This window comes from Bradyrhizobium sp. USDA 4538 (genome assembly GCF_024171045.1).
Taxonomy (GTDB): Bacteria; Pseudomonadota; Alphaproteobacteria; order Rhizobiales; family Xanthobacteraceae; genus Bradyrhizobium; species Bradyrhizobium australafricanum.
In genome coordinates, this window is record NZ_JALJZE010000001.1 from 3,507,780 (window position 1) to 3,527,013 (window position 19,234).

A 19,234-nucleotide genomic window follows, 5' to 3' on the forward strand; every position below is an offset into this window, starting at 1 on the left:
AACGCGAGAAAGCGGCCTTTTCATAGGCCGCCTTCTTTTTAGCCGCTACTCACTAAGCAGTGAGGCACCGATCACAAATCCGCGTTGGAGCATGGTCCGGAAAAGTGTGAAGCGGTTTTCCGGACAGACCATGCTCAAACAAAGGGGCCTTAGGCCGCCAGTTTGCGCAGCACATAATGCAGGATGCCGCCGTTGCGATAGTAGTCGAGCTCGTCCAGCGTATCGATGCGGCAGAGCAGCGGGACATCCTTTTTGCCGCCGTCAGCGGAGACGATCTCGGCCGTTAGCGTCTGGCGCGGCTTCAGGTCGCCCTGCAGCCCGCGGATCGTGACCTTCTCGTCGCCCTTGAGGCCGAGCGAGGACCACGACGTGCCGTCCTGGAAGGTGAGCGGAAGCACACCCATGCCGACCAGGTTGGAGCGATGGATGCGCTCGAAGCTCTGGCAGATCACCGCGCGCACGCCGAGCAGGCGCGTGCCCTTTGCGGCCCAGTCGCGCGACGAGCCGTTGCCGTATTCGGCGCCGGCGAACACCACCAGCGGCACGCTCTCCTGCTGGTACTTCATCGCGGCGTCGTAGATCGACATCTGCTCGCCGTCGGGCCAGTGCCTGGTCAAACCGCCTTCCGGAATATTGCCGTCCGCGCCCTTCAGCATGAAGTTCTTGATGCGGATGTTGGCGAAGGTGCCGCGCATCATCACTTCATGGTTGCCGCGCCGCGTGCCGTACTGGTTGAAGTCGGCGGGGCGCACCTGGTGCTCGCTGAGGAACTTGCCGGCGGGCGAGGTCAGCTTGATCGAACCGGCCGGCGAGATGTGGTCGGTGGTGATCTTGTCGCCGAACATCGCGAGGATCCGCGCGTCGACCACGTCCGTGACCGGATCGGGCTGCTTCTTCATGCCTTCGAAATAGGGCGGGTTCTGCACATAGGTCGAGCTCATGTTCCAGCGATAGGTCTCGCTTTCCGTGGTCTTGATCTTGCGCCAGTTGGTATCGCCCTTGAACACGTCGGCGTACTTCTTCTTGAAGATCGTCGCGGTGACGTACTTCTTCATGAAGGCGTTGATCTCCTTGGCGGTCGGCCAGATGTCCTTGAGGAACACCGGCTTGCCGTCCTTGCCGATGCCGAGCGGCTCAACCGCGAGATCCTTGGTCACGGTGCCGGCGAGCGCATGCGCGACGACGAGCGGCGGCGAGGCGAGGTAGTTCGCCTGCACGTCGGGCGAGACGCGGCCTTCGAAGTTGCGGTTACCCGACAGCACGGCGGCGGCGACGATGCCGTTTTCGTTGATTGACTTCGAGATGTCTTCCGGCAGCGGGCCGGAATTGCCGATGCAGGTCGTGCAGCCGAAGCCGACGAGGTTGAAGCCGACCTTGTCGAGATCGGCCTGCAGGCCAGAATTGGCGAGATACTCCGCCACCACCTGGCTGCCCGGCGCGAGCGAGGTCTTCACCCACGGCTTGGCCTTGAGGCCCTTGGCGGCCGCCTTGCGCGCCAGCAGGCCGGCACCGATCAGCACGCTCGGATTCGAGGTGTTGGTGCAGGAGGTGATCGCCGCGATCACGACGTCGCCATGGCCGAGATCGAAGTCACGGCCCTCGACCGCATAACGCTTCTGCTCGCCCTCGGGCTTCTTGTATTCGCCGACCAGCGCGGTCGCGAAACCGGTCGACACCGCCGGCAGCGCGATGCGGCCTTCGGGGCGCTTCGGTCCGGCCATCGACGGCACGACGTCGCCGAGGTCGAGCGTCAGCGTGGTGGTGAACACCGGGTCAGTCGACTTGGCGGTACGGAACAGGCCCTGCGCCTTGGCGTAGGACTGCACCAGCTTGACGCGATCGGCCTTGCGGCCCGAGGTCTTCAGGTAATCGATGGTCGCGGCGTCGACCGGGAAGAAGCCGCAGGTCGCGCCATATTCGGGCGCCATGTTGCCGATGGTCGCCTTGTCCGCGACCGAGAGATAGTCGAGGCCCGGGCCGAAGAACTCGACGAACTTGCCGACCACGCCGAGCTTGCGCAGCATCTGGGTGACGGTCAGCACGAGGTCGGTGGCGGTCACGCCTTCCTTGAGCTGGCCCTTGAGCTTGAAGCCGACCACTTCGGGCAGCAGCATCGACAGCGGCTGGCCGAGCATGCAGGCCTCCGCCTCGATGCCGCCGACGCCCCAGCCGAGCACGGCGAGGCCGTTGACCATCGTGGTGTGCGAGTCGGTGCCGACCAGCGAGTCGGGATAGGCGACCTCGAAGGTGCCGGTCTTCCGGCCGACCGTCATCTTCTCCTTCTTGGTCCACACTGTCTGCGCGAGATATTCGAGATTGACCTGGTGGCAGATGCCGGTGCCGGGCGGCACCACCGAGAAGTTCGAGAACGCCTTCTGGCCCCACTTCAGGAACTCGTAGCGCTCCTGGTTCTGCTTGTATTCCTCGGTGACGTTCTTCGCGAACGCCTTGTTGTCACCGAAGAAGTTGACGATCACCGAGTGGTCGATGACGAGATCGACCGGCACCAGCGGGTTGATCTTCTCGGCATCGCCGCCGAGGTTCTGCATCGCGTTGCGCATCGCCGCGAGGTCGACCACGGCCGGGACGCCGGTGAAATCCTGCATCAGGACGCGCGCCGGGCGGAACGCGATTTCGTGCTCGAGCTGGCGCTTCTTCAGCCACTTCGACACCGCAACGATGTCTTCCTTCTTGACGGTGCGGCCGTCCTCGTTGCGCAGCAGGTTCTCCAGCAGAACCTTCATCGAATACGGCAGCTTCGAAATCCCCTTCAGTCCGTTCTTCTCTGCCTGGGGCAGGCTGTAATAGACGTAGGACTTGCCGCCGACCTTCAGGGTCTTGCGGCATTTGAAGCTGTCGAGCGAGGTCATGCGAGGAATCCCAATTCTCAGTTATACCCGGCAAGGGTAACTAAACACCGGCGATCGACACTGGCCAAGGGATGGCCTGGGGTGGGTTGCGGCCGCCGACTGTGTGTGCTGCATCAAGTTCCGGGCTTATAGAACCTTTCTAGAAGCGCCGCCACACCGACAAGCGTGCGACAGCGTTGCGCGACCCAAAAATTCTCACGCGGTAGCGAAAGATTTCAGAGGGCTGTGACAAGACGAACCATGCGGCTCTCGGGACGAAATCTGAAATGTGTGCGCGGCGGGCGCGAGGTGTTTTCCGGCCTCGATCTGTCGGCCACCGCCGGCGAGGCGCTTGCCATTACGGGCCCCAACGGCGCCGGCAAGACCTCGCTGCTGCGCGTCCTCGCCGGGCTATTGGTTCCCGCCGAGGGTGTGGTCGCGCTCGAAGGCGGCGACGCCGAGCTCAGCCTGCCTGAGCAGGCCCACTATCTCGGCCACCGCGACGCCCTGAAGCCGGCGCTGAGCGTTGCGGAAAATCTGTCCTTCTGGCGGGAATTTCTCGGCGGCGAGACCAAGGATGCCGGGCAGTGCCTTGCCGCCGTGGCGCTCGACCACGCCGCGCACCTGCCGGCGGCCTATCTTTCCGCCGGCCAGCGCCGCCGCCTGTCGATCGCGCGCCTGCTCTCGGTGCGGCGGCCGGTGTGGCTGCTGGACGAGCCGACATCGGCGCTCGACGCGGCCGGACAGGCGCTGTTCGTCGGGCTGATGCGTGACCATCTCGCACAGGGCGGCCTGATCGTCGCGGCGACGCACCTGCCGCTCGGCATCGACGCGCGCGATCTGCGGATGGGAGGCGCGGCATGAGCGCGCTTGGCGCCTTGATCCGGCGCGACATCCGCATCGCGCTGCGCGTCGGCGGCGGTGCGCTGATCGGCGTGCTGTTCTTCCTCACCGTCACGGTGCTGATGCCGTTCGCGGTCGGACCGGATCTCGCGCTGCTGTCGCGGCTCGGCCCCGCCATCCTCTGGCTCGGCGCGTTGCTGGCGAGCCTGCTCACGCTCGACCGGCTGTTCACGGCCGACCACGAGGACGGCTCGCTCGACCTCATCGTGATGAGCCGGACGCCGCTGGAACTCGCCTGCGCCGCCAAGGCGCTGGCGCATTGGCTCGCCGCCGGCCTGCCGCTGATCATCGCAACCCCCGTGCTCGGCCTGCTGCTCAATCTCGACGGCACGGCGACGCTCGCGGTCGCGGCGACGCTGCTGGCGGGAACACCGGCGCTGACCTTCACCGGCATGATAGGCGCGGCCCTGGCGGTGACGCTGCATCGCGGCGGGCTATTGCTGGCGGTGCTGGTGCTGCCGCTGTCGATCCCGGTGCTGATCTTCGGGGTTGCGGCCTCGCAGGCGGCGATATCGGGCCCCCTGCCCTTTGGAACACCATTCTCGATCCTCTGCGCGCTGTCACTTGCCAGCCTCGTGATCGGCCCCTTTGCCGCCGCCGCGAGCCTGCGGCACGGGCTGGACTGAGATGAGCCAGATCAAATCTCGCCGAGAGGAAATCGGCCAATTGCCTGCGACACATCGGACGATTATCAGGGTGTCATGACGCTGACCGACCTCGCCAACCCGACCAAGTTTCTGGCGCTGACCGCGCGCATCCTGCCGTGGCTCGCGGGCGTGACCACGATCCTGCTCGCGATCGGGCTCTACCAGTCGGCGATGGCGCCCGACGACTACCAGCAGGGCGCCACGGTGAAGATCATGTTCATCCACGTGCCGAATGCGTGGTTGTCGATGTTCGTCTGGGGCGTCATGAGCGTGGCCGCGCTCGGCACCCTCGTGTGGCGACATCCCCTCGCCGACGTCGCCGCGAAAGCCGCAGCTCCGATCGGCGCCGCCTTCACCTTCCTTGCGCTCGTCACCGGCTCGCTGTGGGGCCGGCCGATGTGGGGCACCTATTGGGAGTGGGATGCACGCCTGACCTCGGTCTTGATCCTGTTCCTGATGTATCTCGGCCTGATGGCGCTGTGGCGCGCGGTGGAGGACCCGTCGCGTGCGGCGCGGGCGGCGGCGGTGCTCACGCTGGTAGGCGCGATCAACATCCCGATCATCAAGTTCTCGGTCGACTGGTGGAACACGCTGCATCAGCCGGCCTCGGTGTTTCGCGCGGGCGGGCCGACGCTCGACAAGGCGTTCCTGTGGCCGCTGCTGGTGATGGCGATCGCGTTCTCGCTGCTGTTCATCACCTTGCACCTGGCGGCGATGCGCAACGAGATCCTGCGCCGGCGCGTGCGCAGCCTGCAGATGATGCAGGCGAGCCGCGTCTCGTTCACGAGCGAGGTGGGCGGCGGTTCGCAAGCAACCGCGTCAAACGAAATTGGAGCGGCGTGATACGATGGCGCTTGGTCCCTACGCCTCCTTCATCGTGACGTCCTACGCGCTGGTCGCGGCGGTTGTGCTGCTGCTGATCGTCTGGATCATCGCCGACTATCGCCGGCAACAGGCGCGTCTCAGGGAGATCGAGGCCAGCGGCGTGACGCGCCGCTCCGGCCGCAGTGCGGCGGATATAGGATGAGCGATCAGGCGACCAACAGCCCGCCGCAAGCCCGCCGCCTGCTGGTGGTGCTGCCGCTGCTGATCTTCCTCGGCCTCGCCGGGCTGTTCCTGCTGCGGCTCTATGGCGGCGATCCCTCGAAAATCCCGTCGGCGCTGATCGGCCGGCCGGCGCCGCAGACCGCGCTGCCCGCGCTCGACGGCCTGGTGCGGGACGGCGCGCCTGTCCCCGGTCTCGATCCCGCCGCCTTCAAGGGCAAGGTCTCGGTCGTCAATGTCTGGGCGTCGTGGTGCGTGCCCTGCCACGACGAGGCGCCGCTGCTGACCGAGCTCGGCAAGGACAAGCGCTTCCAGATCATCGGCATCAACTACAAGGACTCGCCCGAGAATGCCCGGCGCTTCCTCGGCCGCTACGGCAATCCATTCGGCATCGTCGGCGTCGACGGCAACGGCCGCGCCTCGATCGAATGGGGCGTTTATGGCGTGCCCGAGACCTTCCTGGTCGGGCGCGAGGGTACCATCGTCTACAAGCTGGTCGGCCCGGTGACGCCGGACAACGTCAACCGCGTGCTCAAGGCCGAGATCGAGAAGGCGCTCGCGGCGGGCAGCTAGCGACAGCGGCTTATTGGCCCTCCCTCTCCCCGTCCTTTACGGGGAGAGGTCGAAATTCGCGCGAAGCAGGAATTTCGGGTGAGGGACTTTGGACGGTGTTTGTAACAAACTCCGAGCCTATCCGTGGAGAGACCCCTCACCCCAACCCTCTCCCCGCATCCGCCTTCGCCCGAAGGCGGGCTTCGGCGGACAAGAGAGCGGGGGCGAGGGAGCAGAGTGCTGATCACCCCTTCCGCACGTCGCCCGCGTCGGCCTCGCTCGCCTCCAGCGAGACCGGCTCGAGGTGATAGCGCTTGGTCAGCGGCATCTGGGCGATGGCGAAGATCATGGTCAGCGGCGTCACGCCGAACACCTTGAAGTTCACCCAGAAATCGGTGGTCTGCGTGCGCCAGACGAGCTCGTTGAGCACCGCCATGCCGGCGAAGAACAGCGCCCAGCGCATGGTGAGGATGCGCCAGCCCTGCGGCGTCAGGTTGAACACCTGGTCGAACATGATGGCGATGAAGGACCGGCCGAACAACAGCCCGCCGCCGAGCACGGCCGCGAACAGCCCGTAGATGATGGTCGGCTTGACCTTGATGAAGGTCTCGTCGTGCAGCACCAGCGTCAGCGTGCCGAACACCAAGACGATCGCGCCGGTCACCAGCGCCATGATCGGCACGTGCCTGGTCACCACATAGGATGCGATTATCGCGGCCACGATCGCCACCATGAACGCGCCGGTCGCGACGAACAGATGGTACTTGGCGTTGGCGATAAAGAACACGAGCAGTGGCCCGAGTTCGGTCGCCAGCTTGAACAGCGGATGCGGCTGGGTCTTGTCCATCAACTCTCTACTTTGATTTGAGGCATGACCCGATCCGAAAACCGGTGTCCACTTTGCGCTAACGCGGCCCTTCGGGTCGGGGTCATGCCTCGATTCCAGCAATTGCCTTGGCAAAATCCTTCGCCGCGAAGGGCGCGAGGTCCTCGACGCCTTCGCCGACGCCGATGAAATGTACCGGCAGCTTGTGCTTCTCCGACAGCGCGACAAGGATGCCGCCGCGCGCCGTGCCGTCAAGCTTGGTCATCACGAGCCCCGTGACGCCTGCCGTACGATGAAACGCCTCGACTTGCGACAACGCATTTTGTCCCACCGTGGCGTCGAGCACGAGCAGCACCGCGTGCGGCGCCGACGCATCGACCTTCCTGATGACGCGCACGACCTTTTCCAATTCGTTCATCAGCTCGGACTTGTTCTGCAGGCGGCCGGCGGTGTCGATCAGCAGCACGTCGCGCTGCTGCTCCTTGGCCGCGGTCAGCGCGCTGAAGGCAAGGCTCGCCGAATCCGAGCCCTGGGCGCCTGATATCACCGGCGACTTGGTGCGCTCGCCCCAAACCTTGAGCTGCTCGATCGCCGCGGCGCGGAAGGTGTCGCCGGCGGCCAGCATGACCTTGCGGCCCTCGGCGGAGAATTTCGCGGCCAGCTTGCCGATCGTCGTGGTCTTGCCGGAGCCGTTGACGCCGACCACCAGGATGACGAACGGCTGCTTCGCGGTATCGATCTCGAGCGGCTTCGCCACCGGCGACAGCACCTTCTCGACCTCGGTCGCGACGACGTCCTTGACCTCGTCGGCCGAGATCGCCTTATCGTAGCGCCCCTTGCCGACAGCCTCCGCAATGCGGACCGCGACATCGGTACCGAGATCGGCGCGCAGCAGCACATCCTCGATGTCATCGAGCATGGCCGAATCGAGCTTGCGCTTGGTGACGAGGTCGGCGACCGCGGTCCCGATCGAACTCGAGGTCCGCTTCAGGCCGCCCTTCAGCCGCTGCCACCAGCTCTGTTTTGGAGTTCCCGCAGTGGTATCGTTCATGGCGCGGACGTGTTAGCCGTTTCGGCCCATAAACGAAAGTCTCGACGAATTGATCGATGTTCCCCAATTGACTGCGGAAGAAATCCTGGGCCGGGTGCTCCACCGCGACGGGCTGATGCTGGTGATCGACAAGCCGGCCGGCCTTCCGGTGCATCGCGGTCCCAAGGGCGGCCCCAATCTGGAGGCCTCGTTCGACGCGCTGCGGTTCGGCCTGCCGCGGCCGCCGGTGCTGGCGCATCGGCTGGACAAGGACACCTCGGGCTGCCTCGTCCTGGGACGTCACCGCAAGGCAACCGCCTCGCTCGGGCTGTTGTTCAAGCACAGCAAGATCTCGAAGACCTATTGGACCGTGGTCGAGGGCGGCCCTGCCGAGGATGAAGGCACCATCGACATGCCGCTCGGCCGACTCAACGCCGAGCGCGGCTGGTGGCAGAAGCCGGACCCGAATGGCCAGAAGGCGATCACCAACTGGAAGGTGCTGGGGCGTGGCGACGGCCTGACCTGGCTCGCGATGGAGCCGGTCACCGGCCGCACCCATCAGCTGCGGGTGCATTCGGCGGCGATGGGCTGGCCGATCGTCGGCGACAATATCTATGGCAATGGTCCGCGCTTCGGTGAGCCGACCCTGCATCTGCATTCCCGCGAGATCGGCATCCCGATCTCCAGGAACAAGGACCCGGTGCATGTGGTCGCGCCGGCACCCGAACACATGCGGGAGCGGCTCAAGGCCTGCGGCTGGAACGGGCAGTAGCCTCCGTGATTTTACGGAGAATTATCCTTTACGGAACATTCAGGCCCATCCGCTAGTCCTGAAGGCGGCTTAGAAAAGCGCGCCGCGACGGCTCAGGACGAGCAATGCTGAATGATGGACAAGCAATTGTCGACGAGGTCGAGGCTGCGATACGCGCGGGCTCCGCCGATAAATGCCTGGCCACGGCAAGGCGCGTCACCAGCCTCTTCCTCGCATCCGCCGGCAAGTTCAACAGCGAACAGATCGAGCTGTTCGACAACGTGCTCGAGCGTCTGGTGAAGACCATCGAGTTGCGCGCGCTCGCCGACATCAGCGCTCGGATGGCGCTCACCGACATCAGCGAGCAGCTCGCACCGGTCGCCCAGGCACCGCCCGCGATCATTCGCCGTCTCGCCAGCAATGACGAGATCAGGATCGCGCGGCCGATCCTGCAGGAATCGTCGCGGCTCAGCGCGGACGATCTGGTCGAGATCGCACGGACCAAGAGCGAGCAGCATCTGCTCGCCGTCGCCGGCCGCTGGTGGCTGAAGGAGGCCGTCACTGACGCGCTTCTGGCGCGTCGCTTTGCGAGCGTGAGCCACCGCCTGGTCACCAATCCCGGCGCCAAAGTATCGCCGGGCGGATTTGCCGTCATCCTCGCGCAGGCCGAGCACGATCCGGTCCTTGCGGTCGAGACCGGCATTCGCGCGGACCTGCCGTCGGAGCTCCGCCTTCAACTCCTGCGCCGCGCGACGGAAGAGGTTCGCGGCCGTCTGCTGGAGCGCGCCCCGCCCTATCTGTTCGAAGAGATCCGGCATGCGATCGCCGCGGTCGCCGCCGGCGTCGAGCGCGACATGTCGCAAGTCCGCGACTTCACCGCGGCCAAGCACCACGTCGCGAAGCTGAAGGACGACGGCAAGCTCAACGAAGCCTCACTGCTCGGTTTCGCCAGGCAGCGAAAATATGAAGAGACCATCGTTGCGCTGGCGTATCTTGCGCAGTCGAACATCGAGGTCATCCGCTCCTTGATGCAAAGCCTGCGCAGTGAAGGTCTGCTGGTGCCGTGCCGGGCGGCAGGCCTGAGTTGGGATACCACCGCCGCGGTAATGGAATGTCGCTATACCACCGGCTCCATGGGACCGGTCGAACTCGCCCATGCGAAGAGCCAGTTCACGAAATTGACCCGCGAAAACGCCGATCGCCTGCTGCGGTTCTGGCAGGTTCGCGCGTCGCAGCCGGCAAGGCTGGGCGGGCGCACGCACTGAGTGCGTCATGCACGATGACGCGATGGGTATCGAGCAACCCGTCAAACAGCTGGTTCAGTGTCATCACCCGCGAATGCCGGCGATCCGCTGCTCCGGAAGCGCCATGCGCGACTCCCCACATTCGTCGTCCCGGCGCAGGCCGGGACCCATAACCACCGCATTCGGTGACCGTGCGAGATCGCGGCCCTAGCGTCGCTCAGCAATTGAGATCTGGGGTAATGGGTCCCGGCCTGCGCCGGGACGACAATGGGAGCGAACTTTCTCAGCAGCCCGATGCAATGAGCCGCGCACCGTCATGGCCGCGGATAGTCATCGCGCGCACCATGCCCGGCACATCTCTCTCGATCGCGACCGGCAGGAAGTGCTCGGTGCGGCCCTGCCGCTCGCTCTCGATCAGCACCTCGCGCGTCGCGCCGACTTCCGCATCAAGCCGGCGCAACAGCGCGGCTTCGCCGGCCGCGCGCAGCCGCCTGGCGCGCTCCTTGATAGCCCCGCCGGCAACTTGCGGCATTCGCGCGGCGGGCGTTCCCGGGCGCTTCGAATAGGGAAACACGTGCAGGAAGGTGAGATCGCATTCCGCGACCAGATCGAGCGAGCGCGCGAACATTTCTTCAGTTTCGGTCGGGAAGCCCGCGATGATGTCGGCGCCGAGAGCGATGTCCGGCCGCAGCCGCCGGACCCGCGCGCAGAAATCGATCGCGTCCTTCCGCGAATGCCGGCGCTTCATCCGCTTCAGGATCATGTCGTCGCCGGACTGCAACGACAGATGCAGATGCGGCATCAGCCGCGCATCGTCGGCGATGACATCGAGCAGGTCGCGATCCGCCTCGATCGAATCGATCGACGAGATGCGCAGCCGCTTCAGCTCGGGCACATGGCGCAGGATCTGCCGGGTCAACTGGCCGAGTTTCGGCGCGCCGGGCAGGTCGGCGCCATAGCTCGTGAGATCGACGCCGGTCAGCACGATCTCGGCATGGCCGCGCTCGACCAGCGCGCGGACCTGATCGACCACCGCGCCCATCGGCACCGAGCGCGAATTGCCGCGGCCGTAGGGGATGATGCAGAAGGTGCAGCGATGATCGCAGCCGTTCTGCACCTGAACGAACACCCGCGGCAGGCCGCGCTCGAAGCCGTCGAGCAGATGCGGCGCCATCTCGGTCACCGCCATGATGTCGGCGACCGCGACCTTCTCGCTCGCATCGATGCCGAACGGCGCCTCGAAAGCTGCACGCGTCGCCTGCCAGGCGTCGCCACGCATCTTCTCGTCATTGCCGACGACGCGATCGACCTCGGCCATCTCGGCGAACATCCGAATTTGCGTCTGCGCCGCACAGCCGGTGACGACGATGCGCGCATGCGGGCGTTCGCGTTTCAGCTTGCGGATCGATTGCCGCGCCTGCGCCACCGCCTCGTTGGTAACGGCGCAACTGTTGATGACGATGGTGTCCGAAAGCCCCGCCTGCTCCGCCTCGCGGCGGATCACCTCAGATTCGAAGGAATTGAGGCGGCAGCCAAAGGTGACGACATCGACGCCCATAACCGATCTCACGCCCGATCAAGCAATGCTGGCGAACAGCGCCGGATCGAAGCGGCCCTCATATTCGAAATCGGCGGTGCCGGTCATCAGCACGTGATCGTCGCGCTCGCGCCATTCGATGCCGAGCTTGCCGCCGGGCAGCGTGATCTCGACGATGCGATTGGCACGCTTCAGCCGCGCCGCCGCAACCGCCGTCGCGCAGGCCGCCGAGCCGCACGCTCTGGTGAGGCCGGCGCCGCGTTCCCAGGTGCGGATCGTGATGTGGTCGCGATCGACGATATGGGCGAGGGTGATGTTGGCGCGTTCCGGAAAGATCGGGTGGTTTTCCAAAAGCGGGCCGAAACGTTCGAGATCGTAGGCATTGACGTCATCGACCCAGAAGATCGCATGCGGATTGCCCATCGAGACCACCGAGGGCGAATGCAACACCGGATTGTCGATCGGCCCGACCTGCAGCTCGATGTAGCGGGTGTCGCGAAATTCCTCAGCCAGCGGAATGTCCTGCCAGCCGAACTTCGGCGCGCCCATGTCGACGGTGTAGAGATCGGGCGCCGGCCCCTGCCAGCAACTGAGCAGGCCGGCGCGGGTCTGGAACGTCGCTGATGTCTGGCCGGTCTTCTCGAAAATCCGCCGCACCACGCAGCGCATGCCGTTGCCGCAGGCCCCGGCCTCCGAGCCGTCATTGTTGTAGATCGAGATGAACGCTTCGGTGCCGTCGAGCCGCGGCGGCTGCAGCACCATCAGCTGGTCATAGGGCACGCCGCCCGCCGGCGAAGCCACGGCGCGCGCCTCCGCTGCCGACACCTGTGCCCGACCTTGTGCCGCTGAATCGCGCAGGTCGACGACGACGATCTCGTTGCCGATGCCGTTCATCTTGGCGAATGCGTGATTGGCGAGCGCGCTCATCGATTTTCCCAAATTCTGCCCGGTTATATGGCGAGTGGTGGCCAGTTAGCCAGCCTGAATGGCCCCATGACACATCTGTCATGGGACGAATGCAGAACTTGCGTGTTAGGAATATCGCACCTCGCGGACCGCGCGCCGGGACAGATCGAGCGGCCGTTCGAGGCAGGGGATGGAGAAAAACCAATGAACCGTATCAACACGCTCCGCGCCGCCCTGGTCGCGCTGCTGCCCTTGGCCGCGATCGCACTGGCAAGCCCGGCCCCTGCCCAGTCGCCGTCAGCCTCGCCCGCTCCCGCAGCGAGCCCGAGCCCGACCCCTGCCCCTGCACCGTCGGCGACGCCGGTGCCCCCGCCGGCCGAGACCAAGTCGCCGGCCGACAGCCCGGCCGCAGCGCAGACCCCGGCGCCGGCGCCGGCCGCCCCAGTGCAGACCGCCGATCCCTTCGGCGAGCCGTTCACGCTGGAGCCGAAGAAGGTCGTGATGCTGAAGGGCACCGCCAATTGGGATTCCGCCTTCGACGCGCTGATCGAGGCGTTCAAGCAGCTCACCGCGCTGCTCGACAAGGACGGCGTCAAGGCAGCGGGCAATCCGATGATCGTCTACACCTCGACCGACGACACCGGCTTCACCTTCATCGCCGAGATCCCGGTCGATCAGGACGTCAAGAACCTCGGCAAGAACATGAGCATGGGCAATTCGCCTGACGGCAAGGCGCTGAAGTTCGTCCATCGCGGTTCCTACGACAACATGGACAACACCTATGAGGCGATCACCAACCACCTCGACGACAAGAAGCTCGAAGCCAAGGACACCTTTATCGAGGAATACATCACCGATCCGCTGAAGACCGCGGAGGACAAGCTTGTGATCAACGTCTACGTACCCCTGAAGTGAGCCAGATGACCCATCGCCTTCTCCTTGGCCTCCCCTTCGGCCTCCCCTTCGGCCTCTCCTTCGCCGTCCCCCTGATCGCGACCACGCTGCTGGCTGCGCCCGTACTGGCCAATGACGACTTTCCGCCGGCGGTTTCGGTCACCGGCGAGGCGACCGTGTCGGCGCCGCCCGACCAGGCGCAGCTTGACGCGGGCGTCACCACCGACGCCAAGACCGCACGCGAAGCCGCCGAAGCCAACAATGTGACGATGGGCAAGGTGCTGGCCGCGCTGAAGGGCGCCGGGATCGCGGAGAAGGACTTTCAGACCTCGCGGCTGTCGCTGCAGCCGCAATTCGCCAATCGTGGGCCGTCGTCGCCGAACGCCCCGCCCAGCATCGTCAGCTACCATGCGAGCAATCGCGTCACGATCAGGCTGCACGATGTAAGCAAGGTCGCCAGCGTCATCGACGTGCTGGTCGGCGCCGGCGCCAACGATATCGGCGGGCTCAATTTCTCGGTGTCGCAGGCCTCGAAGCTGCTCGACGAGGCGCGCGAAAAGGCGATCGCCGACGCCCGCCGCAAGGCCGAGATCTACGCCAAGGCCGCCGGCGTCACGCTCGGCGCACCCGTGAATATTGCGGAGGTCGGCTCGGCGCCGGTACCGGTGTTCCGTCCCAAGATGGCAACGGCCGGCTTCGCCGCGCCGACGCCGGTGGCGCAAGGCGAGGAAACGCTGACGGTCAATGTCAGCGTCTCCTGGGCGATCAAGGAGAAGTAAGAGGCTACAGATCTCTCGTCTCCTTCCCCCCTGAAAGGGGGAAGGTCGGGATGGGGGTCAGCCGCAGGCTCCGCTGCAAGTGGAGGGAGCAGATCCCCACCCGCTTTGCCCTGACGAGCAAAGCGACCTCCCTTTTTCAAGGGGGGTGAAATCGTAGCCCGGATGAAGCGCAGCGCAATCCGGGGCCGACTTCTCCGCGGATGGACTTTCCCGGATTACGCTGCGCTTCATCCGGGCTACTTATCGCTCTAAATCTCGAACACCTGCCCGGGCTTCAACGTCAGAAACTTCTCGCGCGGCACGCTCGCCGCATCGAGCGCTTCGCCAAGCGCGATCGCGGGCGCGTCGATCGCCTCGTCGGTCAACTGGAATGTGCCGTGGTGATGCGCCAGCGCCTGGGCGGCGCCGCAATCGGCCAACGCCTTCACCGCATCCTCCGGGTTCATGTGCTGGTCGCGCATGAACCAGCGCGGCTCATAGGCGCCGATCGGCAGGATCGCGAGCTGCAACGGTCCATACGCCTCGGCCACCCGGCGGAAATGTCCTCCGTCGCCGTAGCCGGAATCGCCAACGATGTAGAGCTTGCCGGCCGGCGTCTCCAAAACAAAACTCGCCCACAACGCCTTGTTGCGATCGAACAGCCCGCGCGCCGACCAGTGCCGCGTCGGCACCAGTGTCACGGCAAGGCCATTGCCGAGCTCGACGCGCTGATGCCAGTCGAAGGCCTCGGCTTTGATCGCGGCATCGGATGCGCGCATCGTGACGTCGTTGCCGAGCGGTGTGATCACGCGAGGACCAAATGCCCCCGCGAGCTTCGACAGCGTCGCGACGTCGAGATGGTCGTAGTGGCCGTGCGACACCAGCACGACATCGATCCTGGGCAGTTTATCGAATGCGATGCCGGGATCGTTGTGCCGCTTCGGCCCGGCGAAGCTGAACGGCGAGGCCCGCATCGACCACACCGGATCGAACAGGATGTTGAGGCCCGCGGTCTGGATCAGCCAGCTGGCATGACCGACGAAACAGAGCCGCACCTTGTCGCCCTCGACGCGGGGCGGCGGCGTATCGGCATGGGGGCTCGGCGCCCATTCCGGCCAGACTGCGCGCTTCCGGCCGCCCCCGAACTGCCAGCGCAGCACCTCACCAAGCGATTTCGGTGGCGAGCCGTCCGGATCGAAGAAGTGCAGGCCGTCGAAATGATCGGACACGGGGCCGTCGTAGGTTTTCATGGTCGTCATCCAGATCGAGGGCACACCGATCGCTGCGGCGGCTCCGGTCAAGGTTGCGAGAAGGCGGCGGCGGGTGATCAGCACGCGGGTTCCGGAATAGGAGGCAGGCTCCGGTTATATGGGTGGCAGCGGCGAATTCGGAACCAATAGGGCAAATCGACGTGATTTCAGTACCTTACTGTCCAGACTGAGCGGATTTCAGCGAAACTTTCCTTGACTTTGCCGCCCCGGCAGCGTTTAACCCGGCCACTTTCTCGGAAAGCTCCGTCTTTTCGACCCGCCGACTGGTCCTGGAGGCCAGAGGCCAACGCCCGACAGCGCGATGCGCCCTCGGGCGCGAAAGTGTTTGGATTTCCTTCTCCCTCGCCCCGCTCTTGCGGGGAGAGGGTCGGGGTGAGGAGCTCTCTCCGCGCACTGTGCGTGTGGATTGCCCTGTACCCCCTCACCCGCCGCGCAAATGCGCGGCGACCTCTCCCCGCAGGCGGGGAGAGGTAAAAGAGGACAACGGCATTGTTCGACAATCTGTCGGAACGGCTTGGTGGCATTCTCGATCGTCTGACGGGGCGCGGTGCGCTGACCGAAAAGGACGTCGATGCCGCAATGCGCGAGGTGCGCCGCGCGCTGCTCGAGGCCGACGTCGCGCTCGAGGTGGTCCGTACCTTCATCGACCGGGTCCGCGAGCAGGCGATCGGCGCCACCGTCGTCAAGTCGGTGACGCCGGGCCAGATGGTGGTGAAGATCGTCCATGACGAGCTCGTCGCCACGCTCGGCTCCGACGGCCAGACCATCGATATCAACTCCGTGCCGCCGGTGCCGATCATGATGGTCGGTCTGCAAGGCTCCGGTAAGACCACCACCACCGCAAAGCTCGCGCGCCGCATGGTCCAGCGCGACAAGCGCAAGGTGCTGATGGCCTCGCTCGACGTCTACCGCCCGGCGGCGATGGAACAGCTCGCGGTGCTCGGCCGCGACCTCGACATTCCGACGCTGCCGATCGTCGCCGGCCAGATGCCGCCGCAGATCGCAAGGCGCGCGTTGGAGGCCGGCAAGCTCGGCGGCTACGACGTCGTGCTGCTCGACACCGCCGGCCGCACCACGCTCGACGAAGACATGATGAAGGAGGCGGCCGAGATCAAAGCCGCCGCCAACCCGCACGAAGTGCTGCTGGTCGCGGATAGCCTCACCGGCCAGGACGCGGTCAACCTCGCGCGCTCGTTCGACGAGCGCGTCGGCCTCACCGGCATCGTGCTGACGCGCGTTGACGGCGACGGCCGCGGCGGCGCCGCGCTGTCGATGCGCGCGGTCACCGGCAAGCCGATCAAGCTGATCGGCACCGGCGAAAAGACCGACGCGCTGGAAGACTTCCATCCGAACCGCATCGCCGGCCGCATCCTCGGCATGGGCGACGTCGTCTCGCTGGTCGAGAAGGCCGCCGCCAATATCGACGCCGAGAAGGCCGCGCGCACCGCCGAACGCATGCGCAAGGGTCAGTTCGACCTCAACGACATGCGCGAGCAGCTGCAGCAGATGGCCAATATGGGCGGCATCGGCGGCCTGATGGGCATGATGCCCGGCATCTCCAAGATGAAGAACCAGATCGCGGCGGCCGGCATCGACGACAAGATCTTGAAGCGCCAGGTCGCGATCATCGACTCGATGACGCGGCAGGAGCGCAAGAACCCGGACCTCTTGAAGGCGAGCCGCAAGAAGCGCATCGCGGCAGGTGCTGGCCAGAGCGTCGAGCACGTCAACAAGCTGCTGAAGATGCATCGGAACATGGCCGACATGATGAAGGCCATGGGAAGCGGCAAACGCGGCCCGCTCGCCGGCATCGCGCAGGCGATGGGATTCGGCGGCGGCATGAAGCCGCCCTCGGCCGAGGAGATGAAGGCGCTCGCCGAGAAGATGCAGGGCGGCGCCGGCGGCGGCCTGCCCAATCTGCCGAAGGATTTGCCGGCCGGGCTGCGCGGCGGCCTGCCGAACGTGCCGGGCCTGACCGGCCTTTCCGGCAAGCCGATGCTGCCGGGCCTCGGCGGCTTCCCGGGCAAGAAGAAATGAGGAATTCGTCGCGACGGCTCGCATACGGCCGGCGCGACGCGGAATGCCAATCAATCGAACACATCGACCTTTGAAGGAGAACTGAATGTCCGTTGTTATCCGCCTCGCTCGCGCAGGCACCAAGAAGCGTCCGGTCTATCACGTCGTCGTCGCCGACTCGCGCTTCCCGCGCGATGGCCGCTTCATCGAGCGTCTCGGCCACTTCAACCCGCTGCTGCCGAAGGACAACGAGTCGCGCCTGAAGCTCGACATGGACAAGGTGAAGGCCTGGCTCGCCAAGGGCGCGCAGCCGTCGGATCGCGTGACCCGCTTCCTCGACGCCGCCGGCGTCAAGAAGCGCGCGCCGCGCAACAACCCGGAAAAGGCCGTGCCGCGCAAGGAGCGCAAGGCGCAGGCCGAAGCCGCCGCCAAGGCCTAAGCTGAACGGCGACCACGGTGGCTGCACCGGTCTGTGTCGCCCGTATCGGCGCTGCGCATGGCGTGCGCGGCGCCGTCAGGCTTTGGACCTTCACCGAAGATCCGCTGGCCGTGAAGGACTACGGTCCGCTGATGACCAAGGACGGCAGGCGCCAGTTCGAGGTCACGCATGTGCGTGAAGCCAAGGACCATCTGGTGGTGACGCTGAAGGGCGTCGCCAGCCGCGATGATGCCGAACGGCTCAACGGGCTCGAGCTCTACGTTCCGCGCGACCGGCTGCCGGACACCGACGACGGCGAATACTACCACACCGATCTGATCGGGCTCGCCGCGGTGACGACGACGGAGCAGCCGCTCGGCAAGGTGATCGCGATCCATAATTTCGGCGCCGGCGACATCATCGAGATCGCCCCGCCGCAGGGCGCGACGATGCTGCTGCCGTTCACCAATGCCGTGGTGCCGACTGTCGATCTCGACGGCGGCCGCGTGGTGATCGACCTGCCCAAGGAAATCGACGGCGACGATCCGTCGGCCGCCTGACCGAGAATAATTTTCAACCCGTCATCCGGCCCTGCTGCTCGAGCCAGTCGCAGAACACCGCGCTGTGCGGATCGTTGCTGCGCCCCGCCGGGAAGTAAGCGAAGTAGCTCCGCGCCGGCAGGCTGACATCCGGAAACGGCGTCACCAGGCGCCCGGCCGCGAGATCATCCGCGATCAGCGCGGTCGGTCCCATCGCGACGCCGAGACTGTCGAGCGCGGCCTGGATCGTCAGATAGAAGTGATCGAAGGTCAGCGCGGCCGCCGGCTCCAGCGCGGATTGCCCGGCCTCGGTGAGCCAGTCGCGCCACAGCCGCGGCATCGACGTGACATGCAGCAGCGTGTGCCTGGAGAGGTCCGCGATCTCATTGAGCGGCAGCTGCGCCAATACCGACGGACTGCACACCGGCAATCTCCGCTCCGACACCAGGAAGCGCGACGAGAAGCCGTGGAAGGTGTCGGGGCCGCCGCGGATCACGACGTCGAAGGACTCCGGCAGCGCATCCACCGGATCGTTCGACGTGCTCAGGCGTACCTCGATATCCGGATGCTCGGCGCGAAACCGGCTCATCCGCGGCAGCAGCCAGCGCAGGCTGAAGGTCGCGAGCGCATTGACGCGCAACACCGCGACCGCCAGATCGCCGCGCCGCTCGCGATGCTGCTGCACGGCGGTGGAAATCCGGTCGAGCGCGGGCGCGAACTCTGCCAGCAATGCCGCGCCTGCCGGCGTCAGCACCACGCGCCGCACCGATCGCCGAAACAGCGACGGCGCCCCCAGCCATTCCTCGAGCAGGCGGATCTGCTGACTGACCGCGCCATGGGTCACGCTGAGCTCAGCGGCGGCTTCCTTGAAGCTGCCGAGCCGGGCGGCGGCCTCGAAGGCACGCACCGCATTGAGCGGCGGCAGGCTGCGGCGTGGGACGAACATGATCCCTCAATGCAAGATTTTCTAACGCATGATCCGACTATTACTGATTTGTGACAAGCGCCTTGGCGGCGCATACTGCCATGCAAGCTCCTTGTATAGCTTT

The 19,234-nt window shown here is 65.7% G+C and carries 19 protein-coding genes; 12 read left to right on the top strand and 7 right to left on the bottom strand.

The window, feature by feature from the left end:
* Positions 1 to 149: 149 nt before the first annotated feature.
* Positions 150 to 2,870: an aconitate hydratase AcnA gene (acnA, locus tag J2R78_RS15690; RefSeq protein WP_253605466.1), complete on the bottom strand. Its 2,721-nt coding sequence runs from the start codon at positions 2,868 to 2,870 to the stop codon at positions 150 to 152.
* Between the two features lie 240 nt (positions 2,871 to 3,110).
* On the opposite strand from acnA, the gene ccmA reads away from it, so the two are divergent.
* From ccmA to J2R78_RS15715, 5 genes are all read left to right on the top strand, one after another.
* A complete protein-coding gene (gene ccmA / locus J2R78_RS15695; protein WP_253605467.1) occupies positions 3,111 to 3,713 on the top strand; it encodes a heme ABC exporter ATP-binding protein CcmA in 603 nt (200 codons plus the stop codon).
* Positions 3,710 to 4,378 carry a heme exporter protein CcmB gene (ccmB, locus tag J2R78_RS15700; RefSeq protein WP_168857728.1) on the top strand — a complete coding sequence of 223 codons (669 nt, stop codon included), beginning with the start codon at positions 3,710 to 3,712 and terminating at the stop codon, positions 4,376 to 4,378. The genes ccmA and ccmB overlap by 4 nt, the downstream gene beginning before the upstream one ends.
* Before the next feature lie 75 nt (positions 4,379 to 4,453).
* Entirely contained in the window at positions 4,454 to 5,242 is a 789-nt protein-coding gene (locus J2R78_RS15705; protein ID WP_092087037.1) for a heme ABC transporter permease, read from the top strand.
* A gap of 4 nt (positions 5,243 to 5,246) precedes the next feature.
* A complete protein-coding gene (gene ccmD, locus J2R78_RS15710) occupies positions 5,247 to 5,426 on the top strand; it encodes a heme exporter protein CcmD (RefSeq protein ID WP_092087034.1) in 180 nt (59 codons plus the stop codon).
* Positions 5,423 to 6,016 carry a DsbE family thiol:disulfide interchange protein gene (locus J2R78_RS15715; RefSeq protein ID WP_057020936.1) on the top strand — a complete coding sequence of 198 codons (594 nt, stop codon included), beginning with the start codon at positions 5,423 to 5,425 and terminating at the stop codon, positions 6,014 to 6,016. The genes ccmD and J2R78_RS15715 overlap by 4 nt, the downstream gene beginning before the upstream one ends.
* A gap of 223 nt (positions 6,017 to 6,239) precedes the next feature.
* On the opposite strand, the gene J2R78_RS15720 is transcribed toward J2R78_RS15715, so the two are convergent.
* Both J2R78_RS15720 and ftsY read right to left on the bottom strand, forming a co-directional pair.
* The gene (locus tag J2R78_RS15720; RefSeq protein ID WP_253605468.1) at positions 6,240 to 6,842 is read right to left on the bottom strand and encodes a septation protein A; all 603 of its coding nucleotides are present in this window, start codon (positions 6,840 to 6,842) and stop codon (positions 6,240 to 6,242) included.
* Positions 6,843 to 6,924: 82 nt separating this feature from the next.
* Positions 6,925 to 7,872: a signal recognition particle-docking protein FtsY gene (ftsY, locus tag J2R78_RS15725; protein ID WP_038384709.1), complete on the bottom strand. Its 948-nt coding sequence runs from the start codon at positions 7,870 to 7,872 to the stop codon at positions 6,925 to 6,927.
* A 49-nt stretch (positions 7,873 to 7,921) separates the two neighbouring features.
* Between ftsY and J2R78_RS15730 the strand changes: the two genes are divergently transcribed.
* Both J2R78_RS15730 and J2R78_RS15735 read left to right on the top strand, forming a co-directional pair.
* Entirely contained in the window at positions 7,922 to 8,623 is a 702-nt protein-coding gene (locus J2R78_RS15730; protein WP_225163873.1) for an RluA family pseudouridine synthase, read from the top strand.
* A 104-nt stretch (positions 8,624 to 8,727) separates the two neighbouring features.
* Positions 8,728 to 9,867 (top strand): DUF2336 domain-containing protein, encoded by a 1,140-nt coding sequence (locus J2R78_RS15735; RefSeq protein ID WP_253605469.1) that lies wholly within the window; start codon positions 8,728 to 8,730, stop codon positions 9,865 to 9,867.
* Positions 9,868 to 10,129: 262 nt separating this feature from the next.
* Here the strand turns inward: J2R78_RS15735 and mtaB are convergent, their stop codons facing one another.
* On the bottom strand, positions 10,130 to 11,404 hold the full coding sequence (gene mtaB, locus J2R78_RS15740) for a tRNA (N(6)-L-threonylcarbamoyladenosine(37)-C(2))-methylthiotransferase MtaB (RefSeq protein WP_253605471.1): 1,275 nt from the start codon (positions 11,402 to 11,404) through the stop codon (positions 10,130 to 10,132).
* 18 nt (positions 11,405 to 11,422) lie between these two features.
* Complete coding sequence (gene dapF, locus J2R78_RS15745; protein WP_253605479.1) at positions 11,423 to 12,310, bottom strand: diaminopimelate epimerase; 888 nt, start codon at positions 12,308 to 12,310, stop codon at positions 11,423 to 11,425.
* Positions 12,311 to 12,493: 183 nt separating this feature from the next.
* Here dapF and J2R78_RS15750 point away from each other — a divergent pair, with 183 nt between their 5' ends.
* Together J2R78_RS15750 and J2R78_RS15755 are read left to right on the top strand one after the other, a co-directional pair.
* Positions 12,494 to 13,204, top strand: coding sequence for a GyrI-like domain-containing protein (locus J2R78_RS15750; RefSeq protein WP_028340834.1), 711 nt, complete (start codon positions 12,494 to 12,496; stop codon positions 13,202 to 13,204).
* A gap of 5 nt (positions 13,205 to 13,209) precedes the next feature.
* Entirely contained in the window at positions 13,210 to 13,962 is a 753-nt protein-coding gene (locus J2R78_RS15755) for an SIMPL domain-containing protein (protein WP_253605481.1), read from the top strand.
* A 248-nt stretch (positions 13,963 to 14,210) separates the two neighbouring features.
* On the opposite strand, the gene J2R78_RS15760 is transcribed toward J2R78_RS15755, so the two are convergent.
* Positions 14,211 to 15,275: an MBL fold metallo-hydrolase gene (locus J2R78_RS15760; protein WP_253605483.1), complete on the bottom strand. Its 1,065-nt coding sequence runs from the start codon at positions 15,273 to 15,275 to the stop codon at positions 14,211 to 14,213.
* A 426-nt stretch (positions 15,276 to 15,701) separates the two neighbouring features.
* On the opposite strand from J2R78_RS15760, the gene ffh reads away from it, so the two are divergent.
* The 3 genes from ffh to rimM all read left to right on the top strand — a co-directional run bounded on the left by ffh (position 15,702) and on the right by rimM (position 18,206).
* Positions 15,702 to 17,249, top strand: a complete 1,548-nt coding sequence (gene ffh / locus J2R78_RS15765) for a signal recognition particle protein (RefSeq protein ID WP_253605485.1) — start codon at positions 15,702 to 15,704, stop codon at positions 17,247 to 17,249.
* A gap of 85 nt (positions 17,250 to 17,334) precedes the next feature.
* Positions 17,335 to 17,667, top strand: coding sequence for a 30S ribosomal protein S16 (gene rpsP, locus J2R78_RS15770; protein ID WP_016847621.1), 333 nt, complete (start codon positions 17,335 to 17,337; stop codon positions 17,665 to 17,667).
* Positions 17,668 to 17,684: 17 nt separating this feature from the next.
* On the top strand, positions 17,685 to 18,206 hold the full coding sequence (rimM, locus tag J2R78_RS15775) for a ribosome maturation factor RimM (RefSeq protein ID WP_253605487.1): 522 nt from the start codon (positions 17,685 to 17,687) through the stop codon (positions 18,204 to 18,206).
* 13 nt (positions 18,207 to 18,219) lie between these two features.
* Here rimM and gcvA read toward each other — a convergent pair whose 3' ends face one another.
* Positions 18,220 to 19,131 carry a transcriptional regulator GcvA gene (gcvA, locus tag J2R78_RS15780; protein WP_253605489.1) on the bottom strand — a complete coding sequence of 304 codons (912 nt, stop codon included), beginning with the start codon at positions 19,129 to 19,131 and terminating at the stop codon, positions 18,220 to 18,222.
* Positions 19,132 to 19,234: the final 103 nt, after the last annotated feature.

Coding starts and splice junctions, on each gene's coding strand:
- ftsY (WP_038384709.1), bottom strand. CDS start 7,872: ATGAACGATACCACTGCGGGAACTCCAAAACAGAGCTGGTGGCAGCGG.
- ccmB (WP_168857728.1), top strand. CDS start 3,710: ATGAGCGCGCTTGGCGCCTTGATCCGGCGCGACATCCGCATCGCGCTG.
- ccmD (WP_092087034.1), top strand. CDS start 5,247: ATGGCGCTTGGTCCCTACGCCTCCTTCATCGTGACGTCCTACGCGCTG.
- J2R78_RS15715 (WP_057020936.1), top strand. CDS start 5,423: ATGAGCGATCAGGCGACCAACAGCCCGCCGCAAGCCCGCCGCCTGCTG.
- acnA (WP_253605466.1), bottom strand. CDS start 2,870: ATGACCTCGCTCGACAGCTTCAAATGCCGCAAGACCCTGAAGGTCGGC.
- J2R78_RS15735 (WP_253605469.1), top strand. CDS start 8,728: ATGCTGAATGATGGACAAGCAATTGTCGACGAGGTCGAGGCTGCGATA.
- ccmA (WP_253605467.1), top strand. CDS start 3,111: ATGCGGCTCTCGGGACGAAATCTGAAATGTGTGCGCGGCGGGCGCGAG.
- J2R78_RS15705 (WP_092087037.1), top strand. CDS start 4,454: ATGACGCTGACCGACCTCGCCAACCCGACCAAGTTTCTGGCGCTGACC.
- J2R78_RS15720 (WP_253605468.1), bottom strand. CDS start 6,842: ATGGACAAGACCCAGCCGCATCCGCTGTTCAAGCTGGCGACCGAACTC.
- dapF (WP_253605479.1), bottom strand. CDS start 12,310: ATGAGCGCGCTCGCCAATCACGCATTCGCCAAGATGAACGGCATCGGC.
- rpsP (WP_016847621.1), top strand. CDS start 17,335: ATGTCCGTTGTTATCCGCCTCGCTCGCGCAGGCACCAAGAAGCGTCCG.
- J2R78_RS15750 (WP_028340834.1), top strand. CDS start 12,494: ATGAACCGTATCAACACGCTCCGCGCCGCCCTGGTCGCGCTGCTGCCC.
- J2R78_RS15755 (WP_253605481.1), top strand. CDS start 13,210: ATGACCCATCGCCTTCTCCTTGGCCTCCCCTTCGGCCTCCCCTTCGGC.
- mtaB (WP_253605471.1), bottom strand. CDS start 11,404: ATGGGCGTCGATGTCGTCACCTTTGGCTGCCGCCTCAATTCCTTCGAA.
- gcvA (WP_253605489.1), bottom strand. CDS start 19,131: ATGTTCGTCCCACGCCGCAGCCTGCCGCCGCTCAATGCGGTGCGTGCC.